This is a genomic window from Sphingomonas sp. F9_3S_D5_B_2, assembly GCF_054263715.1.
On sequence record NZ_JBSZFB010000002.1, the window covers coordinates 357244 to 376785 of the forward strand.

The following is a 19542-nucleotide window of genomic DNA, read 5'->3' on the forward strand; positions in this document are numbered from 1 at the left end:
GCGCGCCTTCGCATGCCACGCTTGGCCAGCCCACGGCCGCACGCTAAGAGGACTCCCGATGCCCAAGTTTAACCGCCTTGCCGCCCTCCTCGCCGGCTGTGCCCTCGCCCTTCCGCTCGCCGCCTGCGCACATGGCGGGAAGAAGGGCAGCGACACCGCCTATGTGGCGCGGGACGTGAACACGCTCTACGCGGCCGCAAAGCGGACGATGGACCAAGGCGACTATCAGACCGCCGCCAAGATCTTCGACGAGGTGGAGCGCCAGCATCCCTATTCCGTCTGGGCCCGCCGGGCGCAGATCATGAGCGCGTTCAATTACTACCTGGCGAAGAAGTATCCGGAGTCGATCAGCTCGGCGCAGCGCTTCCTCACGATCCACCCTGGCAACAAAGAAGCGCCCTACGCCCACTATTTGGTCGCGATGAGCTATTATCAACAGATCGAGGACGTCTCTCGCGACCAGGCGATCAGCCAGCAGGCCCAGCAGGCATTCGACGAACTGATCCGCCGCTATCCGGAGAGCCGCTACGCTTCGGATGCGCGGCTCAAGCTGGACCTCATCCGCGATCACCTCGCAGGCAAGGAGATGGAGGTCGGCCGCTTCTACGAGCGTTCGTCGAACTGGCTCGCCGCGAGCCTGCGTTTCCGGACGGTCGTCGACCAGTACCAGACGACCAGCCACACGCCCGAAGCGCTCGAGCGGCTGGTCGAGTGCTACCTCGCGCTCGGCGTGCCGGCCGAGGCAGAGAAGGCGGCGGCCGTGCTCGGCAAGAATTATCCGGGCACCTACTGGTACAAGCAGGCCTACACGCTGATCGCGCGCAAGACGCCGCGGGCAGCTCGCGAGGCTGCCAACCCGCCGCCAACGCGCGGGTGATTCCCGGCGATCGCGGCCTCATCCGGTGCTGAGGCAGCTCGCCATCCACAATATCGTGCTCGTCGAGCGGCTCGAGATCGATTTCGAGCCGGGCCTTGGCGTGCTCACCGGCGAGACCGGAGCGGGCAAGTCGATCCTGCTGGACGCGCTTGGGCTGGCCCTTGGATCGCGTTCGGACAACGGGCTGGTGCGGGCAGGCGCCGATGCTGCGGCCGTTTCGGCAGAACTGGACCTGCCCGGCGGCCATCCAGTGGCGGGTGTTCTGACGGAGCAAGGGATCGATTACGAGCCGCAGGAGCCGCTGATCCTGCGGCGGACGCTCAAGGCCGACGGTGCGAGCCGGGCGTTTGCGGCGGGGACGGCAGTCCCCGCCGGAGTGCTTCGCGATATCGGCGCGCTGGCGATCGAGATTCATGGCCAGCATGACGATCGCGGCCTACTCAATCCGAAGGGGCACCGCGCCCTCCTCGACGCCTTCGGCAAGCTCGACACGGCGCCCGTTCAGCGGGCCTGGGGCGAGGTCGTCCGGATCGAAGCCGGACTTGGCGAAGCGCGGGCGGCAGCGGCGGCGGCAGAACGCGACCGCGAATATCTGGAACATGCCAGCAGCGAGATCGCGGCGCTGGCGCCGCAGCCCGGAGAAGAGACCCGGCTGGCGGAAGACCGCGCGGCCATGCAGGCCGGGGTCAAGGCGGGCGAGTCCTTGTCCGGCCTGGACGAGCTGCTCGGCGGATCCGACGGTGCGCTGGCGACGCTCCGCCAGGCTGCGCGGCGTATCGAGCGCGGGGCGGCGGACCATCCGCTGCTTACGGAAGCACTCGCCGCACTCGACCGCGCGGTGATCGAAGCCGCGGACGCCGAGGACAAGATCGCCCGGGCCGCGGACGCGCTGTCGTTCGACCCGAACCGCCTTGAACAGGTTGAATCCCGGCTGTTCGACATCCGCGCGCTTGCCCGCAAGCACCGGGTCGAGCCGGATGCGCTTGCAGCGCTCGGAGAGCAGATGCAGGCGCAGCTCGCCGCCATTCAGGCCGGCGGACAGAGAATCGCGGCTTTGGAGCAGGAGCTTGCCGCCGCCCGCCGGGTCTATGCCGCGGCTGCAGAAGAACTAAGCGCGCAGCGGCAGGCGGCCGCACAGTTACTGGACCGTGCAGTCGCCGGAGAACTGGCGCCTCTGAAGCTCGACGCTGCCCGCTTCCGCACCGCGATCGGAGAGGCCGAGCCTGGCACCTGGGGAACGGATCGCGTCGAGTTCGAGGTCTCGACCAATCCCGGCGCGCCCTTCGGGGCGCTGACCCGCATCGCTTCGGGCGGTGAGATGTCGCGCTTCATTCTCGCACTGAAGGTCGCGCTTGCGGAGGCCGGCTCGGCAGCAACGATGATCTTCGACGAAGTCGATCGCGGCGTCGGCGGTGCTGTCGCAAGCGCCATCGGTGAGCGGCTCGCGCGGTTGGCGCAGCAGTCGCAGGTGCTCGTCGTGACGCACTCGCCCCAGGTCGCGGCCCGGGCATCGCACCATTACCGGATCGAGAAGTCGCACGGGGATGGCGGCACGCGGACCACCGTCCGCAAGCTCGGCGAGTCCGAACGCCGCGAGGAGATCGCGCGCATGCTGTCGGGGGTGTCGGTGACCGAGGAGGCGAGGGCGCAGGCGACGCGGCTGCTCGACGCTGCGTGACCGCCTTCGTCGCACTGCTCCGGGCGGTGAACGTGGGCGGGCGCAAGCTCCTCATGACCGACCTCCAAGCGATTGCCGAAGAGCTCCGTTTCGAGAAGGCGCGGACCTACATCGGGAGCGGCAATTTGCTGTTCACCAGCACACTCTCCGAGAAGCAGGTGAAGGCCGCGCTCGAGGAGCGCCTGGCTGCCCACATGCAAGCGCCCGTACCCGTGATGGTACGAACCGCGAATGAACTGGCCGCCGTGGTGAAGGTCAACCCGTTCACGAGCGAGCCCGGCAACAAGGTCGCGGCGATCTTTCTCGACGGACCGCCTGCGGACGGCACCCTCCAAACCGCGCGCAACGTCGATGACGAGCGTGTCGAGCTCGGCAAACGTGAGGTCTATGTCGCTTACGGCGAGAAGGGTATGGGCCGCTCGCGGCTGCGGATTCCCGACGCCGAGGCAGGCACTGCCCGCAACATGAACACCGTGGCCAAGCTGGCCGAGTTGGCGAAGGAAATGGCATGAGCAAGGAAAGCCGGATCGCGCACGAGTTCGAGGGCGAGCAGCTGGAGAGCGTGTTCGTCGGCAGGCGCGACAGCCAGGCGCGGCCGACGATCGTCCTTGTGCCGACCGTGATGGGCGTCTCCGACCTGGAAATTGGCTTTGGCCGGCAGCTGGTGGAGCTTGGCTACAACGCGATGGTGGCCGACCTGTTCGGCAAGCACCTGCACGGCGCTCTGCGCGACACGATGTTCGGCGAAATGGGGCGGTTACGCGGCGACCGCGGTGCGCTGCGGCGGCGCATGCAGTCGATCCTCCAGGTCGCGCAGGGGCTGGACGAAGTGAACGCGCATCAGATGGTCGTCGCTGGCTATTGCTTCGGCGGGCAGTGCGCGCTCGACCTCGCCCGCAGCGGCGCCGACATTGCAGCGGCGGTCAGCTTCCACGGGCTGTTCGATCCACCAGGCCTCCCGCCTGAAAAGATCAAGTGCAAGGTCGTTGCCTTCCATGGCTGGGACGATCCGATGGTGCCGCCTGACAAGGTCGTCGCGCTGGGGCAGGAGCTGACGGAAGCCGGCGCCGATTGGCAGATCCACGCCTACGGCCATGTCGGCCACGGCTTCACCAATCCGCACGCCAGCCAGCTCCAGATCGACGGGGTTGCGTACAACGCCCTCGCCGCCGAGCGTTCCTGGACGAGCTTCATCAACCTGCTCGAGGAATTGTTCGCATCGCATGACTGACGGGCTGACCGAGGCGGAAGCCGCCAACCGGCTGATGCGGTTGGCGAAGGAGATCGCCCGGCACGACAAGCTCTACCACGACCAGGACGCGCCGGAGATTTCGGACGCGGACTATGACGCGCTGGTCCGCGAGAACCGCGAGATCGAGGAGCGCTTCCCGCAACTGGTGCGGGCGGACTCACCGTCCAAGCGGCTGGGCGCGGCGCCGACGACCGCGCTTGCCAAGGTCGCTCACTCGCGGCCGATGCTCAGCCTCGAGAATGCATTTTCCGCGGGGGAAGTCGCGGAGTTCGTTGCCCGCGTGAAGCGCTTCCTTTCACTGTCTTCTGACGCTGCGGTGGTGATGACGGCGGAGCCCAAGATCGACGGGCTGAGCTGCTCGCTTCGCTACGAGCGCGGCGAGCTGGTGCTTGCCGCAACCCGCGGCGACGGCGCTGTCGGGGAGGATGTCACTCCGAACGTGCGGACAATTTCCGACATTCCGCAGAACATCGCCGGCGCACCGGACGTGCTGGAGGTCCGCGGCGAAGTGTACATGTCGAAGGCGGACTTCGAGGCTCTGAACGGCCGCCAGGAAGCTTCGGGCGGCAAGATCTTCGCCAACCCGCGCAATGCTGCGGCAGGATCGCTTCGCCAAAAGGACGCGACGATCACTGCGGCGCGGCCGCTGCGCTTCCTCGCGCATGGCTGGGGCGAGCTGTCCGAACCGCTCGGCGAGACCCAGTTCACCGCGATGAAGCGCATTGAGGGCTTCGGTGTGCCGGTCAGCGATCGTCTGATCCGCTGTGACGGTACGGATGCGATGCTCGCCCACTACCGCGCCATCGAGACGGCCCGCGCGGACCTGCCGTTCGACATCGACGGGGTGGTCTACAAGGTGGACAGGCTCGACTGGCAGGAACGGCTGGGGCAGGTCGCTCGTGCGCCGCGCTGGGGGCTCGCGCACAAATTTCCCGCCGAGAAGGCAGAGACGACGCTGGAGGCGATCGACATCCAGGTCGGCCGCACCGGCAAGCTGACTCCCGTTGGGCGCCTGAAACCCGTCGGAGTGGGCGGCGTCATCGTCGCCAACGTCACCCTCCACAACCGCGACGAGATCGAGCGGCTCGGGCTCCGCGTCGGCGACCGCGTCCGTATTCAGCGCGCTGGCGACGTAATCCCGCAGGTGGTCGAGAACCTCACGCGCGACGAGCCGCGTGATCCCTATGTCTTCCCGGACCATTGCCCCCAGTGCGGCAGCGAGGCGGTGGCGGAGGATGGTGAGGTCGACGTCCGCTGTACCGGTGGCCTGATCTGCCCGGCGCAGCGCTTCGAGCGGTTGCGGCACTTCGTCTCGCGGGGCGCGCTCGATATCGAGGGCCTCGGCGAGAAGTCGATTGTCGAGTTCATCGAGCTGGGCTGGCTTCACTCGCCCGCCGACATTTTCCGGCTCCACAAGCACCGCGGCGCCCTACTCGGCCGCGACGGGTGGAAGGACAAATCCGTCGACAGCCTGCTGGCCGCGATCGAGGCGAAGCGATCGCCCGACGGGCCGCGCCTGCTGTTCGGCCTGGGCATCCGCCACGTCGGCATCGTCACCGCCCGCGACCTGCTGAAGTGCTTCGGGACGGTCGAGGAGCTTCGCCGCGCAGCAGCCTCCGAGGGAGGCGAGGCCGAACTATCGTCCGTTCAAGGCGTCGGGCCGGTCGTCGCTGAAGCGGTCGTCGACTTCTTCCATGAGTCGCACAACCGGGAGGCGCTCGACGACCTGCTGTCCGAGGTCACGCCGCAGCCGTTCGTCAGCGATGCTCGCCAAACGGAGTGGAGCGGCAAGACGATCGTCTTCACCGGCAGCCTGGAAACCATGAGCCGCGACGAAGCCAAGGCCCAGGCCGAGCGCCTCGGCGCTCGCTCGGCCGGTTCCGTCAGCGCAAAGACCGACCTGGTTGTTGCCGGTCCGGGCGCAGGCTCCAAGCTGAAGAGGGCCGAGGAGCTTGGGATACGAGTCATCGGCGAGGAAGATTGGGCAAAGATCGTCGCGGAAGCGGCCGCATAGAGAGAGAACGACGGTCTTCCGGGTCGATATCGAGGCGGGGCACGGCGGCAAGTCGGGCCGCTTCGAACGCTTCCACTCGATCGCCGAATATCACGCGTTCATGCTCGAGCAGCTTGCGGTGACGAGCTAAGCACAATCACCGGCCATTGCGCTGAGCCCTGCTCGCGCAAGGTCAGCCCCTCGGCAGCATAGGCGGCGGCGACCGTTTCGGCCTGCGTGTCGAGCAGGCCGGCGAGGATGATGGTGCCGCCGGGCGCAACCGCCTTCGCGAATTCCGGTGCCAGTTCGATCAGCGGGCCGGCGAGGATGTTGGCGATGAGCAGGTCGAACGGTGCGCGCGCCGTGAGAAGCGGCGAGTCCATCCCGTCCGCGACCCCGAGCAGCAGTTCGCCGCGGCCATGGCCAAGCTTCACGCGATTGATTGCGGCGTTCTCGCGGGCGACGGCCACGGCGACTGAGTCGATGTCGGTGGCGATGCACTTCGCCGGCGGCCACAGAGCGAGCGCTGCGAAGGCGAGGAGACCGGTCCCGGTACCGATATCGGCGACGTTGCTGAACGATGCCCCGGATCGCTCCAGCGCATCCAGGGCTTCGAGGCATCCCGACGTGGTTGCGTGCTGGCCGGTGCCGAAGGCCAGCCCGGCGTCGATCTCGAAATTGATGCGGTCCGGGTCAGGGCGGTAAGTCGGCGTGTGGACGGTAAAGCGGCCGGCTCGGATTGGCTGCAACCCGGCCTGGCTCATCGTCACCCAGTCCGCTTCGCCGAGCTGTTCGACCTGCGGCGACCCGGAGCCGAGTCTGCCCACCACCGCGATTTCATCCGAGGTCGGCGCGTGCTCGAAATAGGCGTGGATCAGCCAGTCGTCCGGTCGGCTTTCATCGGGCTCGTCGGCGACCACGACGGGTGGGTCGATGCTGTCCGGGAAGAGTTCGCCGGCTTGCGCGATCGCCTCGCCCTGCGCCCGGCTGCAGGGCACCGTGACCCGGACGCTCACTTGGCCGCGGCTTCCTTTGCGAGGCGGGCATCCAGGTGCTCGGTCAGTTCGGCCGCGTAGGAGCGGCAGCCTTCGGGATCGAGCAGCGGCCGCCCGAGCGCGAGGCGGTCCCGCATGTGGCTCGCCGACGGGTGCGGAGTGAGAACGATTTCGCACGGGCTGGCCGCAACCTTCGCGATCGAAGAGCGGAACGCGGCCAACCGGGCAGGGTGATCGCTGAACCGGTAGTCGTCGCGGCTGACCGGCGACAGGCTGTCGGCGTAGACGATCGTCCGGCACACGCCGCCGTCGCAACTCACCCAGCGCCAGCTCAGAGCGCCGGAGGTGTGGCCGGGCGTCGCCATCGCAGTCAGCATCAGGTTGCCGAGCCGGATCTCGCCGCCGTCGCCGACAGTGCGGCCGACGCTCACAGCCGGGAACGGCTTGTTGATGCCGAACTGCGGGTCATCGGCACTCGCAAGTCCGCTTGCCAGCACCTTTGCTGCGGGCACCGACGCGATGACGGTGGCGCCGCTGAGCCGCTGCAGCTCGGCGATACCGCCGACATGGTCGAAATGCTCGTGGCTGTGGAGGATCAGCCGCGTATCGCCGACGCGGAAGCCGAGCGCGCGGATGTTGGCCGCGATCAGGTCAGCCGCTTCTTCTGGTCCACCGTCGATCAGGATGTTGCCGTCCGTTCCGGTGATCAGGATGGCCGAGATCCCGCAAGTGCCGACGAGGTAGGTGTTCCCGTGGATGCGGACCGGCGGTGCCGGCTTGGCCCATTCGTCATTGTCATTGCAGCGCGAAGCCCACAACGGCCCTTCGGTTTCGATTGGCGCGCGGGCGGCTTCGACCTGGCGCGGATGGCCGAGCGCAAACGAGAGCTGCGCCGCGGCAAGGATCAGGGGAGCGGACACGAGACTAGCGAACATAGCTGGCTCCATTGACGTCGATCGCGCTGCCAGTCGCTGACGGCGGCGCTTCGGTCGCGGTCCAGCGGATTACCTCGGCCACCTCGTTTGTACTCGCCACCCGCCCGAGCGGGATCTCGGCGATGATCTTGGCGCCGCCGCGGCCCTGCAGATATTCCTCCGTCATCTCGGACACGGTGAATCCGGGAGTGACGGCGAAGCACAATATGCCGTCGGCTGCGTAGCCGCGCGCGATCGACTTCGTCATGCCGATCATCCCAGCCTTTGAGGCAGCGTAATGCCAGTGCTGCGGCGAATCGCCACGGTAGGCAGCCCGACTGGCGACGTTGACGATGCGCCCGCCACCGATCTCGCGGAAGTGGCGGATTGCGAGGCGCGACAAATCAGCTGCGGACTGCAAGTTGATGGTCATCGTACGTGCCCAGGCCGCCTGCCACTCTGCGTCGGACGCGGTCTCGTCGGCGGTCTCGTAGATGCCGGCATTGTTGACCAGCGCGTCGATGCGGCCGCCGAGCCGTTCGAGCGCGGCTTTCCAGACGAGGGGAGGGGCGGCCGAATCCTCGAGGTCGCCGGCGACCAGCTCTTCGCTGCCGCGGGTACAATGACCGACGACGTCGTGGCCGCGGGACTTGAGGAGCGCGTAGGCCGCAGCGCCGATGCCGCGGCTCGCGCCAGTGATCAGGATGTTCATCGTCCCCGCCTAGCCTCACGGCAGCGGCGGGGAAAGAAGTCAGGCGGCGAGACCGCTCACGAACGCCTTCGCGCTGGCGCGAAAGTTGGCGATCTGCTCGCTGAAGCGGCCGAAGCCCTGCTCGACTTCGTCGATGTCCTTGGCGACGCTCTCGGTGTCGCTGCGGATGGCGGCGATCGTCGAGCTCATCGAGTCGGCGGCAAGTGCGGTCTCGTCGACGGCTGCCGTGATCATGGTCACGGTCTGCGCCTGAAGCTCCATCGCCTGGCGGATGCGGTCGGCGGAGGACTGGACCTCTTCGACGGTCCCCTGGATCGATCCGTTAGCGTCGACGGTCTGGCGAGTTGCCTGCTGGATGGCAGTGATCTTCGCGGTGATGTCGTCGGTTGCACGCGCGGTCTGGGAAGCGAGGCTCTTCACCTCCTGAGCGACGACGGCGAAGCCGCGGCCAGCGTCACCGGCGCGCGCGGCCTCGATGGTGGCGTTGAGGGCGAGCAGGTTCGTCTGACCCGCAATGTCGCGGATCAGGCTCAGGATGGATTCGATGGCCTCGACGTGGTCCGACAGCGCCTGGCTGACCTTCACGGCCTGGCTCGCCTGGCCGCCGGCACGGGTGGCAACGTCCGCCGCCACTTCGACTTCGGAACGGGCGTCCTCGATGGCCCGGATCAGTCCGGCTGCAGTCTGGGCCGCTTCGCGCATCGCGACGGCCGACTGCTCGGCTGCGGCGGCGACTTCGCTGGTCTTGCCCAGCATCCCGCGCGCGGACGACGCGGTTGCGCGGGTGCGGTCGGTCAGGACCTTGGACTGGTCGGTGCTGGCGCGGACCAGTTCGGCGACGCGGCGCTCGAACTGTTCGCTTTCACGGTCGCGGTCCTCGGCGGCGTCGATCGCCTGAAGCAACGCGATTTGCGCAAGGATGATGTCCGTCTCGAATGTGTGCATCCGCACGAAGGCAGCCATGCAGCCTTGAAGGAGGTCGGTGTTGCCGGCGAACTTCTCGACCATCCGGGCGGCAATCCGCGAGGCGGTCTGGACGCGGGCGGCAATGTACGAAGGAACCGGTGTTCCGTCGCGATGGATCTCGCGACCATATTCGGCAACGGACTGGACCCAGTTCATGTCGACGGCGCCGGAATGGCTCTCGGCATAGCGCTGGGCGCGCTCGGGACCGAACTGGCTGATAATCTCGGCGGCGATGACATCGGTGCAATTGTCGCGCAGCAGCTTGGCGTCCCGGTCCAACGAGCCGTCCTGATTGTAGGCGGCGAGGCGGGCCTTCACCTGATCGTCGCTCAGCTTCTGCAGCTGTCCCGTGTCCGCACCCATCGATCGCTCTCCGTAACCTGGTCTTGCCCGTGCCGCCCAAGCGGTTTCCACTGCTCTTGCAGACAATGGTTAAGACGGGGTTAGGCCGCGCCGTTTCAGGACCCGGCGGCCTTCGAATCTTGCCTCTGCGGGTGCGCCGCCCTAAGCGGTCGCGACCGGCGCAGGTCCTTGGCGCGCGGACAAAGCAATAATCGAAAGCGGGCTGTTCATGGCTGCCAACCAATCCCGACCCTTGTCGCCCCATCTCGGAATCTGGCGATGGGGACCGCACATGGTCGTTTCCGTCCTGCATCGCGCGACCGGCATCGCGCTGACCATCGGCGGCTTGGCCGTGCTGACCTGGTGGCTGATGGCGATTGCCGGCGACGCCAACGGCTTCGCGACGTTCGGCAAGGCGGCCGGCCATCCCCTTGGCCTGATCGTCCTCATCGGTCTCACCTGGTCGTTCTTCCAGCACCTGCTCTCCGGCATCCGCCACCTCGTCATGGACAGCGGCTCCGGCTTCGAGCTCAACACCAACAAGAGGTTCGCGATCGCAACCATCGTCGGCTCGCTGCTGCTCACCGCTGCCCTGTGGGTCTATCTGCTGGGAGGCCGTTCATGAGCCTGGGCGAGAGCGCAACGCCGCTCGGCAAGGTGCGGGGACTCGGTTCCGCGCGCGAAGGCGGCGAGCATTGGCTGAGCGAGCGGGTGACGAGCATCGCTCTGGTCCTGCTCGGCCTGTGGCTGATCGCATCGCTCCTGCTGCTGCCGTCGCTCGACCAGCGGACCTTCGTCGAGTGGCTGCGAATGCCGAGCGCCGCGGTGCCGATGGCCCTCCTGATCGTCGTCAGCTTCCGCCACGGCCTCGAAGGAATGAAGGTCGTGGTCGACGATTATGTGCACGAAGAGGGCAACCGCTTTGCCCTGAACACGCTACTGCTGTTCCTTGCCGTCGCGGGCGGCGCGCTGGCTCTGTTCGCGCTCGGCCGCATCGCGTTCGGAGGCGCCGCGTGAGCGCTTATCCAATCATCGACCACACCTATGACGTGATCGTGGTCGGGGCGGGCGGCGCAGGGCTTCGTGCTACGATGGGCGCGGCAGGCGCCGGGCTGAAAACGGCCTGCGTCACCAAGGTTTTCCCGACGCGCAGCCACACCGTCGCTGCGCAGGGCGGCATTGCCGCAAGCCTCGGCAACATGGGCCCGGACCACTGGACCTGGCACATGTACGATACCGTGAAAGGATCGGACTGGCTCGGCGACCAGGATGCGATCGAATATCTGACCCGCGAGGCTCCGGCGGCCGTCATCGAGCTCGAGCATGCCGGACTCCCGTTCAGCCGTACTGCGGAAGGAAAGATCTACCAGCGGGCGTTCGGCGGCATGACGCAGAACATGGGCGAAGGCCCCGCCGCGCAGCGCACTTGCGCCGCCGCCGACCGCACCGGCCACGCGATGCTTCACACGCTCTACCAGCAGAGCCTGAAGTATGACGCCGACTTCTTCGTCGAATATTTCGCGATCGACCTGATCATGGAAAACGGCGCCTGCCGCGGCGTCATCGCCCTGTGCCTGGACGACGGCTCGATCCACCGCTTCCGCGCACAGGCCGTGGTGCTTGCGACCGGCGGCTACGGCCGTGTCTATTTCTCGGCGACCTCCGCGCACACCTGCACCGGTGACGGCAACGCAATGGTCCTGCGGGCCGGGCTTCCGCTCCAGGACATGGAGTTCGTGCAGTTCCACCCGACCGGCATCTACGGCGCCGGAGTCCTGATCACCGAGGGTGCGCGGGGCGAGGGCGGTTACCTCACCAACGCCAGTGGCGAGCGCTTCATGGAGCGCTACGCTCCCTCGGCCAAGGACCTCGCCAGCCGCGACGTCGTCTCACGTGCCGAGGCGATGGAGATCCGCGAGGGCCGCGGCGTCGGCGAGCACAAGGACCACATCTTCCTTCACCTCGATCATATCGACCCCAAGATCCTGGCCGAGCGGCTTCCGGGCATCAGTGAGACGGCGATGGTCTTCGCCGGTGTCGACGTCACCCGGCAGCCGATCCCGGTGGTGCCGACCGTCCACTACAACATGGGCGGCATCCCGACCAACTATCACGGCGAGGTCGTCACTCTGAAGGACGGCAACCCGGACGCGGTGGTGCCCGGCCTGTTCGCGGTCGGCGAAGCGGCCTGCGTGTCGGTTCACGGCGCCAACCGCCTCGGCTCCAACAGCCTGATCGACCTGGTGGTATTCGGCCGCGCGACGGGCATGCGGCTGGGCGAGATCATCAAGCCGAACGCCCTGCAGAACGAGTTGCCCAAGGACTCGGCGGACCTCGCGCTGGCCCGCCTCGACCACTTCCGCAATGCCGACGGCGGCAGCCCGACCGCGGACATCCGCATCAACATGCAGCGCACCATGCAGTCCGACTGCGCCGTGTTCCGCACCGACAAGACGCTCGCGGAGGGCGTCGAGAAGATCGACGGCATCTACAGCCGCATGCAGGACGTGAAGGTCTCCGATCGCAGCCTCATCTGGAACAGCGACCTGGTCGAGACGCTCGAACTCGACAACCTCCTCGCGCAGGCGGTCGTCACCATGCACTGCGCCGCCAACCGCAAGGAAAGCCGCGGCGCCCACATGCAGGAAGACTATCCCGAGCGCGACGACGCCAACTGGATGAAGCACACCATCGCCTGGTTCGACGGCTGGGGCGGCAAGGCGCCCGCCGGCGGCGTCAAGATCGATTACCGCCCGGTGCACAACTACACGCTGACCGACGACATCCAGTACATTCAGCCGAAGAAGCGGGTTTACTGATTCGCTGCGTCTCGCTGCGGTTCGCCAGTCGGGACGATTACGTAGCCAGCGCTTTCGATTGCACCGATCAGGTCGCGCGCAATCTGGTCAACGCTTTTGGACAGGGCTGGCAGACGCAAGTCCGGTATCCGTGATGTCAGCCTCAAGTGCAGTGCTGATTGTAGCCGCAAGGCGGTCGCGATCCAATCTGAACCCTCTCAGAAGTCGACCTTGTCGTAATGCCCTGGCGGGACGATCACTTCCATCCGCTCGCCCAGCAGCGGCCGGAAGCCTGGCCGGGACTTCATCACGGCATACCAGTCCTTGGTCTGCTTGTGCCCGCGCCAGTCGAGGGCCCCGAGATAGTCGATAACGCTGAGATGCGCGGCTGCGGTGAAGTCCGCGAGACTTAGCCCTGGACCGGCCAGCCAGCGTCGGTGGTCGAGCAGGTAATCGAGGTAGTCGAGATGCTCGCCGGCAACTCGCATCGCGTGACGCAGGACGCTGGTGTCCGGGCTCTCGCGCGTAACCAGGCGCTTGCGCATCCGCTCGTTCATCAGCGGCTCGACGGCTTCCCGATACAGCTTGAGGTCGAACCACTCGGTCATGCGGCGGATCTCGGCGCGCAGAGCCGCATTGCCGTGGATCATCGGCATGCGGTCGACTGTCTCGTCGAAATATTCGACGATCGGTTGCGATCCGATCAGGGTGATGCCCTGGTCCGGCTCCACGAGCACGGGCGTCTCGCCGGCAGGGTTGAGGTCGATGAACTCGTCCCGCTTCTCCCACGGGTTCTCGCGCACCAGCTCATGCCCGACCCCCTTCTCGGCGAGGACGAGCCGCACCTTGCGCGAGAACGGGCAAAGCGGAAATTGAAAGAGCTGCCACATGCGCCGGCAGCTTTAGCGTGTGCGGGGCTAGCGTCTAGCGCTTGGGATAAGTTGGATCGGGGAGATTTGCGGTTGCCCGCTCCAGCGCGCGACTGGCCTGCTGAAGACCATGCATCATCTCGGGAAGCGCGTCGTCCACGGCCCTAATGCTTTGCCGGACGAGGGGTCGCGCGTCGGCGATATGCCGGTGGAGCTTGCGGTCGAAATCCGGATCGTTGCGGCGTTCGATGTCGCGAACGGTGACGTGCCGATCGGCTGGCGAGGGGGGACGCCCTTCGACCGCAGCCTGAAGTCTTCCAACGGGGAGGTCGAGAAGCGCGTCCGTCACCGCGTCGAGCGCGTCGGCCACGCGGTCGGCCGCGGCAGGCGGGATATGCATCGACTGCGGTTCAAGCGGCGGCAGCGGTTGCGCCCGCACCGGCGCCGCGACCAGCAGCAGCGGAAGAACAAGAATCGATGCACGCATTGTCCGGGCCCTCGCAAGCCGCTGAATTGTCAGCCGGAACAGCTTAGCCGAACGTGAACGCCAGATAAATCGTTCAGTAGCAGCCCGCTTAGCTCGGGCTGCTCCCCGAGGGAGCACCACCATGCGCCGCCACATAGTCGGTGACGATCTTTTCGAGCTTAGCGTCGAGCTCGGGCTGGGCCGCTCGCATCGCGTTCATGCCGATCATCATCAGCTTGGGCTGCATCTCTTTGGCACGCTCGTGGGCTTTGATTGCCACTGGATCGGATTGCAGTTCCTCAAGGCGGACGAGTTCGGCCTTTGTGAACTCGGTGGCATAGATGATCGCCGTCTGGCGCTTCAGGTCCGGCAGGTCGGCGCGCATTGCCGTCAGTGCGTGATCGTGCACAGTGATCCGCATTTGCTCGAGGAGGTCCTCGGGCACCTTGTCACCGAAACGCTTGTGCAGCGCGTCGGCCATCGCTGCGAAGGAGGCGCCCAGCGTGAGTTCGGTGGAGCGCAACGCGTTCTTCTCGAACTCGACGAGATCAAGATAGCGCATGGCTTCGGCGATCGTCGCTTCGTCGGGATGAGGTGCACCCTTCGCGTTCGCGTGCCTGACGGAGGAAGCTGCCGGCGCCGCTGCGGTGGCAGTCAGCAGGCTCGGCCTGGCGGCTGCAGAAATAGCCGCGGAAACAAGGAATAGTAGCATTTCGGTCCCCCTTGGCGTTCGGCGCCCACAGGGTAAGCCACTCCGGTCGAGCGTCAATCAGCGCATGGTCAGCCAGACGAGGGCGGCTGCACCGGCAATAATCCGGTACCAGGCGAAGGGCGCGAAGCCGTGGCGGGAGATGTAGTGCACAAACGCCTTAACGACCACGATCGCGACCACGAAGCTGACTGCGAAGCCGACGGCGACCGCGCCGAAGCCAACGCCGCTTGCGCCGGCGACGATGTCATCATGGTGTTTGACGAGCTCCAGCGTGGTCGCCCCGACCATTGTCGGGATCGCAAGGAAAAAGCTGAACTCGGCGGCCGTGCGGCGCTCCACTCCGAGGCTGAGCCCACCGAGGATCGTTGCCCCGGAGCGGCTGACGCCCGGGATCATGGCAAGACACTGCACGAGACCGATGCCGGCCGCTGTCCGCATCGGCATCTCCGCCACCCCTGCGGCATCGCTGCGCCTGGCCATCTTCTCGATCACGAGAATGGCGATGCCGCCAATGATCAGCGCGACGGCCACGACCTTCGCATTTCCGAGCAGCGCTTCGATATGCTTGATCAGGATTAGGCCGAGAACGGCCGAAGGCAGGAAGCCGATCAGGATGTTGCGGACGAAGCGTACCGACATCCGGTCTGCCTTCAGGAGCCCCGCGATGACCGTCCAGAAGGTTCGCCAGTAAAGGACGACGATGGCCAGGATCGCGCCAAGCTGGATGATGACGTTGAACGCCGCCCACTTGTTTGCGTCGAAGCCGAGCAGTTCGGTGGCGAGAATCAGGTGCCCGGTCGAGGAGACGGGAAGGAACTCAGTGACGCCCTCGACGATGCCGAGGATCACGGCGATGATCAGTATCGGCATGGACTGGAAGGGGCGCTACGACGTGCCGGTCATGTTGATCCGCCGGCCCGCGAACTTGCCACCGCGATGGAAGCGGCCGAGCCACTCATAACCGACGGCAGCGAGCGGCGTCGGATTGATCCCAAACGCCTGAAGGCCGGGAGCGTCCTTGGCGGGGACGTTGTCCCGCTGCAGCATCAGCCACTGGTCCTTGGTGAGTGGCGCGCCCGGAAGCCAGCCGAAGCGGGCAAGGGCGCTTGCGACGAAGTCGGGCATGTGCACGACCTCAGGCGTCTGGCCGGTGAGCTCCAGGATCGCCTGGTGAAGCTCGGTCATGCTCATGACCTGCGGGCCACCGATCTCGAAGGTCTTGCCGCCGTAGGTGCGGGGCTCAAGCGCTGCTTTGGCGATCGCGCGGGCGAGGTCACGGACATAGACGGGCTGGAAATTCCGTCGCCCGGCAATCACCGGCAGGAACGGCAGTCGAGCCATCGACGCGAAGCGGTTGGTCAGATCGTCCTCCGGCCCGAACACCAGCGAGGGCCGGATGATGGTCGCGGTCCGGAAGCCCTCGCGGACGGCCTGCTCGCCCTCGCCTTTGGTGCGGCCATATATCGACTGCGAACCCAGGTCCGCCCCGATTGCCGAAATCTGCACCAGAGCGCCGGCACCAGCATCCCGAGCAGCCGTGGCGACGTTGCGAGCGCCTTCGACGTGCACCGAGTGCATTGCGCGGCCGAAGACGCCGCAGAGGTTCACGACGGCAGTGGCGCCCTTGACCGCTTCCCCGACGCTGACGGGATCGGTGACTTCCGCCTTGGCGAACCCGTACTGGCCCACTTGGCCAAGCGGCTGGATGATGTAGGCCTTGCGCGGGTCGCGTTGCGCGACGCGCACCCGCACTCCGCTCTTCATCAGGAATTCGCAGACGTAGCGGCCGATGAAGCCGCCGCCTCCGAATATGGTGACAAGCTCTTCTGCGTGCTCGATCATCGCAGCGCCCTAGCGTCGTGCCATGAGCGTTGACAAGGCGCGAGGGTCACCTTTAGGGGCCGCCGCCTACCACCTAAATTCGTGTGGCCTGCCCAGGTGGCGGAATTGGTAGACGCACCAGCTTCAGGTGCTGGCGCTCGCAAGGGCGTGGAGGTTCGAGTCCTCTCCTGGGCACCATCCCCCGCTTGGCGATCCAGCGGATTGCCCGGCACGAGGAAACACGGATGACATTCTACAGCCTTGGCGATCTCTCTCCCCAGCTTGGAGAAGGTGCATGGGTGGCGCCGTCGGCCGACCTGGTTGGGGACGTTCGGCTGGGGGCCCGGGCGAGCGTCTGGTTTGGAGCGGTCATCCGGGCCGACAACACCGCCATCGCCATCGGTGAGGAAACCAACATCCAGGACGGCGCCGTCTGCCATTCCGATCCTGGAGCGCCGCTGATCATCGGAGCTAGGGTCACGGTTGGCCATCAGGCCATTCTACACGGCTGCACTGTCGGGAACGACTGCCTCGTCGGCATGGGCGCACGGATACTGAACGGCGCAGTGATCGAGCCGGAATGCCTGGTCGGCGCCGGCGCGCTGATCACGGAGGGCAAGCGCTTCGCTAGCGGGAGCCTGATCGTCGGCGCTCCGGCGCGCGCAGTCCGTCAGCTCACCGCCGAGGAGAAGGCTGGGCTGCGGGTCTCCGCTGCTCATTATGCGGAAAAAGCCGCTCGCTACGCCAGCGCGCTGAAGTCACATGGCTGACACTTGAAAGGCCGCTGACCGCCGGCCCATCTTCGAACCATGATTGAAATCCGCAAATTCGACTCGCTCGGCCACGCCGACCACGGCTGGCTAAACGCCCGCCATCACTTCTCCTTTGCCAGCTATTACGATCCCCGCCGCATGGGCTGGGGCGCCATCCGCGTCTGGAACGACGACCAGATCGGGGCAAAGAGCGGCTTCCCGCCGCACCCGCACCGCGACATGGAGATCGTTACTTACGTCCGCACCGGAGCAATCACGCATCAGGATTCGATGGGCAATAAGGGCCGCACCGGAGCGGGCGACGTCCAGGTGATGAGCGCCGGGACCGGCGTCACGCACGCCGAGTATAATCTCGAGGACGAGCAGACGACCTTGTTCCAGATCTGGATCGAGACGGACAAGCCGAATGCCGAGCCGAGCTGGGGCGCGATGCCCTTCCCGAAGGAGAGCCGCCAGGGCAATTTCCAGCTCCTCGCCAGCGGCGACGCCGAGGATGGCGCGCTGACGATCAACGCCAATGCGAAGGTGCTCGGCGCGACGGTGCCGGCCGGCGAGACGATCGAGAGCGACGCCGATCCGCGCCGTCACCTGTACCTCGTGCCGAGCGGGCGAGTGCGAGTGAACGGCGTCGAAGCCGGTCCACGCGACGGAGTCGCGATCACCGGCGAGGACAAGATCCGCATCGAAGCGACCGACGAGGCTGAAGTGGTGCTGGTCGACGCGCGCTAGGGGCGTCTCCCTTGAGTCCGGAGCGGTTCATCGGCTCAGTGCTTGAAACACCACAACGACGCAGGCATGGCACGCAGCGCGCTCGACAGCAGCGCGCCTCATGGCAGAGCGGGAGCGGATGAGAGCGGGATTGCGCTTGGGAATGCTGACGTTCGCAGCGGGGCTTGCGCTCGGCTCGCAGGCGCTTGGCCAGAGCACGCCAACGCAAAACCCGCCGGCCACGAACACCACCGCGACTCCCCAGACGCCGCCGCCTGCCACGACGAACACGCCGGCACCCAATACGGTCGGGCCGCGCGAACTCCAGAACTTCAGCCTGGGGGGGACGGTGACGCGGCCGGCCGACGGACCGGCGCCCGGAACTGCGCCGGCCAGAAGGAACGCGGCCAGCCGCAGCGCTCCGGCCGCAGGGTCGGCGGCACCGCCTGAGGGGCCGGACGCGGGCGCAACGCCGCGTCGTACTGCTCCAGCCGCGCCTCGCAGCGAGGCTCCGCGCCCGTCGCCCTCCGCTACGCTGACGCCTGCGCCTGACTTCACCACGACGCCGGGGACGACGTTTCCCACGCCATCTTCGACAACCCCGGAGTCCAACTCGCCGCCAGCCTTCGTGCCGGAAACGGACTCTGCTCCGGTCAGCACGAGTTCGCGTGGTCCCTCGCTGCTGCCGTGGTTGCTCGCCGCTGTCGCGCTCGCCGGAGGTGCCGTGTTCCTGTGGTGGCGGCGACGGCCGCGCGAGGCCTTCGCCGGTGGCCCGCAGGTCGACGCCTATGTGCGTCCGGAGCCTCCCGCGCCGCGCCCGGTGCCCTCGCCGCGGGTGCCAAACCCTGCGCCAGCGCCTCGAGCGGCGCCTACGCCGATACCGGGGCCGGGCGCTTCCGCGCCGTTGGCGCCGCCCAGGCCGGAACCGCCGAACTCTGTCGGGATCGTCTCGTCGCGACTGCGGCCCTGGCTTGAGGTTACGCTGGTCCCCACTGAATGCCGCCTGGACGGCGAGCAGGTGGCGATCGAGTTCGAGATCGACTTGCTGAATTCCGGCGGAGCGCCCGCGCGCGACATCCTCGTCGAAGCGACCCTGTTCAATGCGGGTCCGACCCAGGAACAGGACATCGGCGCCTTCATGGCCAAGCCGCGCCCCGAAGGTGAGCCGCTAGCGGCGATTCCGCCGCTTCAACGGATCAACTTCCGTACGTCCCTGATCGCGCCCCGTGCGAACCTGCAGCTGTTCGAGATGGGTGGGCGCCACGTGTTCGTGCCCGTGCTCGCATTCAACGCCATGTACCGCTGGAGCGGCGGCGAGGGGCAGACGTCCGGAAGCTATCTGATCGGTCGCGACACGGGCTCGGAAAAGCTTGCGCCGCTGCGTGCAGATGCAGGCCCTAGCGCGTTCCGGGGGCTCGGCGCGCGGCCGCTGCCGACGGGCGTGCGCAAGTAGGCGCTAGTTATCGCTCCGCTTGCACGATCTGCGATGCATCTCGCGCTCCGCGTCGTCGATCGCTTGCAACAGCCCAGAAAAGCATGGGGTCTCGTCCACCGGCCACGCGCGCGTGAACCCCGGTCCGAGAACGTCGAGATCGTTCCTGGTCAGTAGCCCCACCGCGACAACACCTTCGAAACTCATGACTTTTCTTCCGATTCTTGCCTGTTC

The 19542-nt window shown here is 66.7% G+C and carries 20 protein-coding genes and 1 tRNA gene; 12 read left to right on the top strand and 9 right to left on the bottom strand.

The genetic code is table 11. The features are described 5' to 3' along the window. The first annotated feature begins 58 nt into the window (after positions 1 to 58). Genes ACUXST_RS07685 through ligA form a run of 5 tightly spaced genes read left to right on the top strand, consistent with a single transcriptional unit; the run spans position 59 to position 5821 of the window. Positions 59 to 877 carry an outer membrane protein assembly factor BamD gene (locus tag ACUXST_RS07685; protein ID WP_458389382.1) on the top strand — a complete coding sequence of 273 codons (819 nt, stop codon included), beginning with the start codon at positions 59 to 61 and terminating at the stop codon, positions 875 to 877. Positions 878 to 902: 25 nt separating this feature from the next. After that, positions 903 to 2555: a DNA repair protein RecN gene (gene recN / locus ACUXST_RS07690; RefSeq protein ID WP_458389383.1), complete on the top strand. Its 1653-nt coding sequence runs from the start codon at positions 903 to 905 to the stop codon at positions 2553 to 2555. Next, positions 2552 to 3067, top strand: a complete 516-nt coding sequence (locus ACUXST_RS07695; protein WP_458389384.1) for a DUF1697 domain-containing protein — start codon at positions 2552 to 2554, stop codon at positions 3065 to 3067. The genes recN and ACUXST_RS07695 overlap by 4 nt, the downstream gene beginning before the upstream one ends. Further along, positions 3064 to 3786 carry a dienelactone hydrolase family protein gene (locus tag ACUXST_RS07700; RefSeq protein ID WP_458389385.1) on the top strand — a complete coding sequence of 241 codons (723 nt, stop codon included), beginning with the start codon at positions 3064 to 3066 and terminating at the stop codon, positions 3784 to 3786. The genes ACUXST_RS07695 and ACUXST_RS07700 overlap by 4 nt, the downstream gene beginning before the upstream one ends. Further along, positions 3779 to 5821, top strand: a complete 2043-nt coding sequence (gene ligA, locus ACUXST_RS07705; RefSeq protein ID WP_458389386.1) for an NAD-dependent DNA ligase LigA — start codon at positions 3779 to 3781, stop codon at positions 5819 to 5821. The genes ACUXST_RS07700 and ligA overlap by 8 nt, the downstream gene beginning before the upstream one ends. Before the next feature lie 98 nt (positions 5822 to 5919). On the opposite strand, the gene ACUXST_RS07710 is transcribed toward ligA, so the two are convergent. From ACUXST_RS07710 to ACUXST_RS07725, 4 genes are read right to left on the bottom strand one after another with little or no spacing between them, the layout of a single operon-like run. Continuing rightward, a complete protein-coding gene (locus ACUXST_RS07710; protein ID WP_458389387.1) occupies positions 5920 to 6816 on the bottom strand; it encodes a 50S ribosomal protein L11 methyltransferase in 897 nt (298 codons plus the stop codon). After that, positions 6813 to 7730: a subclass B3 metallo-beta-lactamase gene (gene bla / locus ACUXST_RS07715; RefSeq protein ID WP_458389388.1), complete on the bottom strand. Its 918-nt coding sequence runs from the start codon at positions 7728 to 7730 to the stop codon at positions 6813 to 6815. Before bla ends, ACUXST_RS07710 begins: the two co-directional genes overlap by 4 nt. Further along, the gene (locus ACUXST_RS07720; RefSeq protein WP_458389389.1) at positions 7720 to 8421 is read right to left on the bottom strand and encodes an SDR family NAD(P)-dependent oxidoreductase; all 702 of its coding nucleotides are present in this window, start codon (positions 8419 to 8421) and stop codon (positions 7720 to 7722) included. The genes bla and ACUXST_RS07720 overlap by 11 nt, the downstream gene beginning before the upstream one ends. 39 nt (positions 8422 to 8460) lie before the next feature. After that, on the bottom strand, positions 8461 to 9750 hold the full coding sequence (locus ACUXST_RS07725; RefSeq protein WP_458389390.1) for a methyl-accepting chemotaxis protein: 1290 nt from the start codon (positions 9748 to 9750) through the stop codon (positions 8461 to 8463). Positions 9751 to 9958: 208 nt separating this feature from the next. Here ACUXST_RS07725 and sdhC point away from each other — a divergent pair, with 208 nt between their 5' ends. From sdhC to sdhA, 3 genes are read left to right on the top strand one after another with little or no spacing between them, the layout of a single operon-like run. After that, a complete protein-coding gene (gene sdhC / locus ACUXST_RS07730; protein WP_458389391.1) occupies positions 9959 to 10354 on the top strand; it encodes a succinate dehydrogenase, cytochrome b556 subunit in 396 nt (131 codons plus the stop codon). Next, a complete protein-coding gene (gene sdhD / locus ACUXST_RS07735; protein ID WP_458389392.1) occupies positions 10351 to 10746 on the top strand; it encodes a succinate dehydrogenase, hydrophobic membrane anchor protein in 396 nt (131 codons plus the stop codon). Before sdhC ends, sdhD begins: the two co-directional genes overlap by 4 nt. After that, positions 10743 to 12548 carry a succinate dehydrogenase flavoprotein subunit gene (gene sdhA / locus ACUXST_RS07740; RefSeq protein ID WP_458389393.1) on the top strand — a complete coding sequence of 602 codons (1806 nt, stop codon included), beginning with the start codon at positions 10743 to 10745 and terminating at the stop codon, positions 12546 to 12548. The genes sdhD and sdhA overlap by 4 nt, the downstream gene beginning before the upstream one ends. Before the next feature lie 197 nt (positions 12549 to 12745). On the opposite strand, the gene ACUXST_RS07745 is transcribed toward sdhA, so the two are convergent. The 5 genes from ACUXST_RS07745 to ACUXST_RS07765 all read right to left on the bottom strand — a co-directional run bounded on the left by ACUXST_RS07745 (position 12746) and on the right by ACUXST_RS07765 (position 16416). Beyond that, positions 12746 to 13417, bottom strand: coding sequence for a glutathione S-transferase family protein (locus ACUXST_RS07745; RefSeq protein ID WP_458389394.1), 672 nt, complete (start codon positions 13415 to 13417; stop codon positions 12746 to 12748). A gap of 34 nt (positions 13418 to 13451) precedes the next feature. Beyond that, positions 13452 to 13883, bottom strand: a complete 432-nt coding sequence (locus tag ACUXST_RS07750) for a hypothetical protein (RefSeq protein ID WP_458389395.1) — start codon at positions 13881 to 13883, stop codon at positions 13452 to 13454. A gap of 88 nt (positions 13884 to 13971) precedes the next feature. Then, entirely contained in the window at positions 13972 to 14574 is a 603-nt protein-coding gene (locus ACUXST_RS07755; protein ID WP_458389396.1) for a hypothetical protein, read from the bottom strand. A gap of 57 nt (positions 14575 to 14631) precedes the next feature. After that, complete coding sequence (locus tag ACUXST_RS07760) at positions 14632 to 15444, bottom strand: undecaprenyl-diphosphate phosphatase (RefSeq protein ID WP_458389397.1); 813 nt, start codon at positions 15442 to 15444, stop codon at positions 14632 to 14634. Positions 15445 to 15459: 15 nt separating this feature from the next. Next, positions 15460 to 16416 (bottom strand): complex I NDUFA9 subunit family protein, encoded by a 957-nt coding sequence (locus ACUXST_RS07765; protein WP_458389398.1) that lies wholly within the window; start codon positions 16414 to 16416, stop codon positions 15460 to 15462. Between the two features lie 90 nt (positions 16417 to 16506). Between ACUXST_RS07765 and ACUXST_RS07770 the strand changes: the two genes are divergently transcribed. The 4 genes from ACUXST_RS07770 (at position 16507) to ACUXST_RS07785 (ending at position 19329) form a co-directional block, all read left to right on the top strand. Then, positions 16507 to 16593, top strand: a tRNA-Leu gene (locus ACUXST_RS07770). A gap of 47 nt (positions 16594 to 16640) precedes the next feature. Continuing rightward, entirely contained in the window at positions 16641 to 17165 is a 525-nt protein-coding gene (locus ACUXST_RS07775) for a gamma carbonic anhydrase family protein (RefSeq protein ID WP_458389399.1), read from the top strand. Positions 17166 to 17204: 39 nt separating this feature from the next. Then, positions 17205 to 17897, top strand: coding sequence for a pirin family protein (locus ACUXST_RS07780; protein ID WP_458389400.1), 693 nt, complete (start codon positions 17205 to 17207; stop codon positions 17895 to 17897). A 142-nt stretch (positions 17898 to 18039) separates the two neighbouring features. Beyond that, complete coding sequence (locus ACUXST_RS07785) at positions 18040 to 19329, top strand: hypothetical protein (protein ID WP_458389401.1); 1290 nt, start codon at positions 18040 to 18042, stop codon at positions 19327 to 19329. Positions 19330 to 19542 lie beyond the last annotated feature (213 nt).

Bases quoted from the DNA above. Each gene is read 5' to 3' on its own strand.
- ACUXST_RS07755 (WP_458389396.1), bottom strand. From the start codon at position 14,574: ATGCTACTATTCCTTGTTTCCGCGGCTATTTCTGCAGCCGCCAGGCCG.
- sdhD (WP_458389392.1), top strand. From the start codon at position 10,351: ATGAGCCTGGGCGAGAGCGCAACGCCGCTCGGCAAGGTGCGGGGACTC.
- ACUXST_RS07750 (WP_458389395.1), bottom strand. From the start codon at position 13,883: ATGCGTGCATCGATTCTTGTTCTTCCGCTGCTGCTGGTCGCGGCGCCG.
- ACUXST_RS07720 (WP_458389389.1), bottom strand. From the start codon at position 8,421: ATGAACATCCTGATCACTGGCGCGAGCCGCGGCATCGGCGCTGCGGCC.
- ACUXST_RS07775 (WP_458389399.1), top strand. From the start codon at position 16,641: ATGACATTCTACAGCCTTGGCGATCTCTCTCCCCAGCTTGGAGAAGGT.
- ACUXST_RS07760 (WP_458389397.1), bottom strand. From the start codon at position 15,444: ATGCCGATACTGATCATCGCCGTGATCCTCGGCATCGTCGAGGGCGTC.
- ACUXST_RS07700 (WP_458389385.1), top strand. From the start codon at position 3,064: ATGAGCAAGGAAAGCCGGATCGCGCACGAGTTCGAGGGCGAGCAGCTG.
- sdhC (WP_458389391.1), top strand. From the start codon at position 9,959: ATGGCTGCCAACCAATCCCGACCCTTGTCGCCCCATCTCGGAATCTGG.
- ACUXST_RS07780 (WP_458389400.1), top strand. From the start codon at position 17,205: ATGATTGAAATCCGCAAATTCGACTCGCTCGGCCACGCCGACCACGGC.
- ACUXST_RS07745 (WP_458389394.1), bottom strand. From the start codon at position 13,417: ATGTGGCAGCTCTTTCAATTTCCGCTTTGCCCGTTCTCGCGCAAGGTG.
- ACUXST_RS07785 (WP_458389401.1), top strand. From the start codon at position 18,040: ATGCTGACGTTCGCAGCGGGGCTTGCGCTCGGCTCGCAGGCGCTTGGC.
- ACUXST_RS07685 (WP_458389382.1), top strand. From the start codon at position 59: ATGCCCAAGTTTAACCGCCTTGCCGCCCTCCTCGCCGGCTGTGCCCTC.
- bla (WP_458389388.1), bottom strand. From the start codon at position 7,730: ATGTTCGCTAGTCTCGTGTCCGCTCCCCTGATCCTTGCCGCGGCGCAG.
- ACUXST_RS07725 (WP_458389390.1), bottom strand. From the start codon at position 9,750: ATGGGTGCGGACACGGGACAGCTGCAGAAGCTGAGCGACGATCAGGTG.
- ACUXST_RS07765 (WP_458389398.1), bottom strand. From the start codon at position 16,416: ATGATCGAGCACGCAGAAGAGCTTGTCACCATATTCGGAGGCGGCGGC.
- ligA (WP_458389386.1), top strand. From the start codon at position 3,779: ATGACTGACGGGCTGACCGAGGCGGAAGCCGCCAACCGGCTGATGCGG.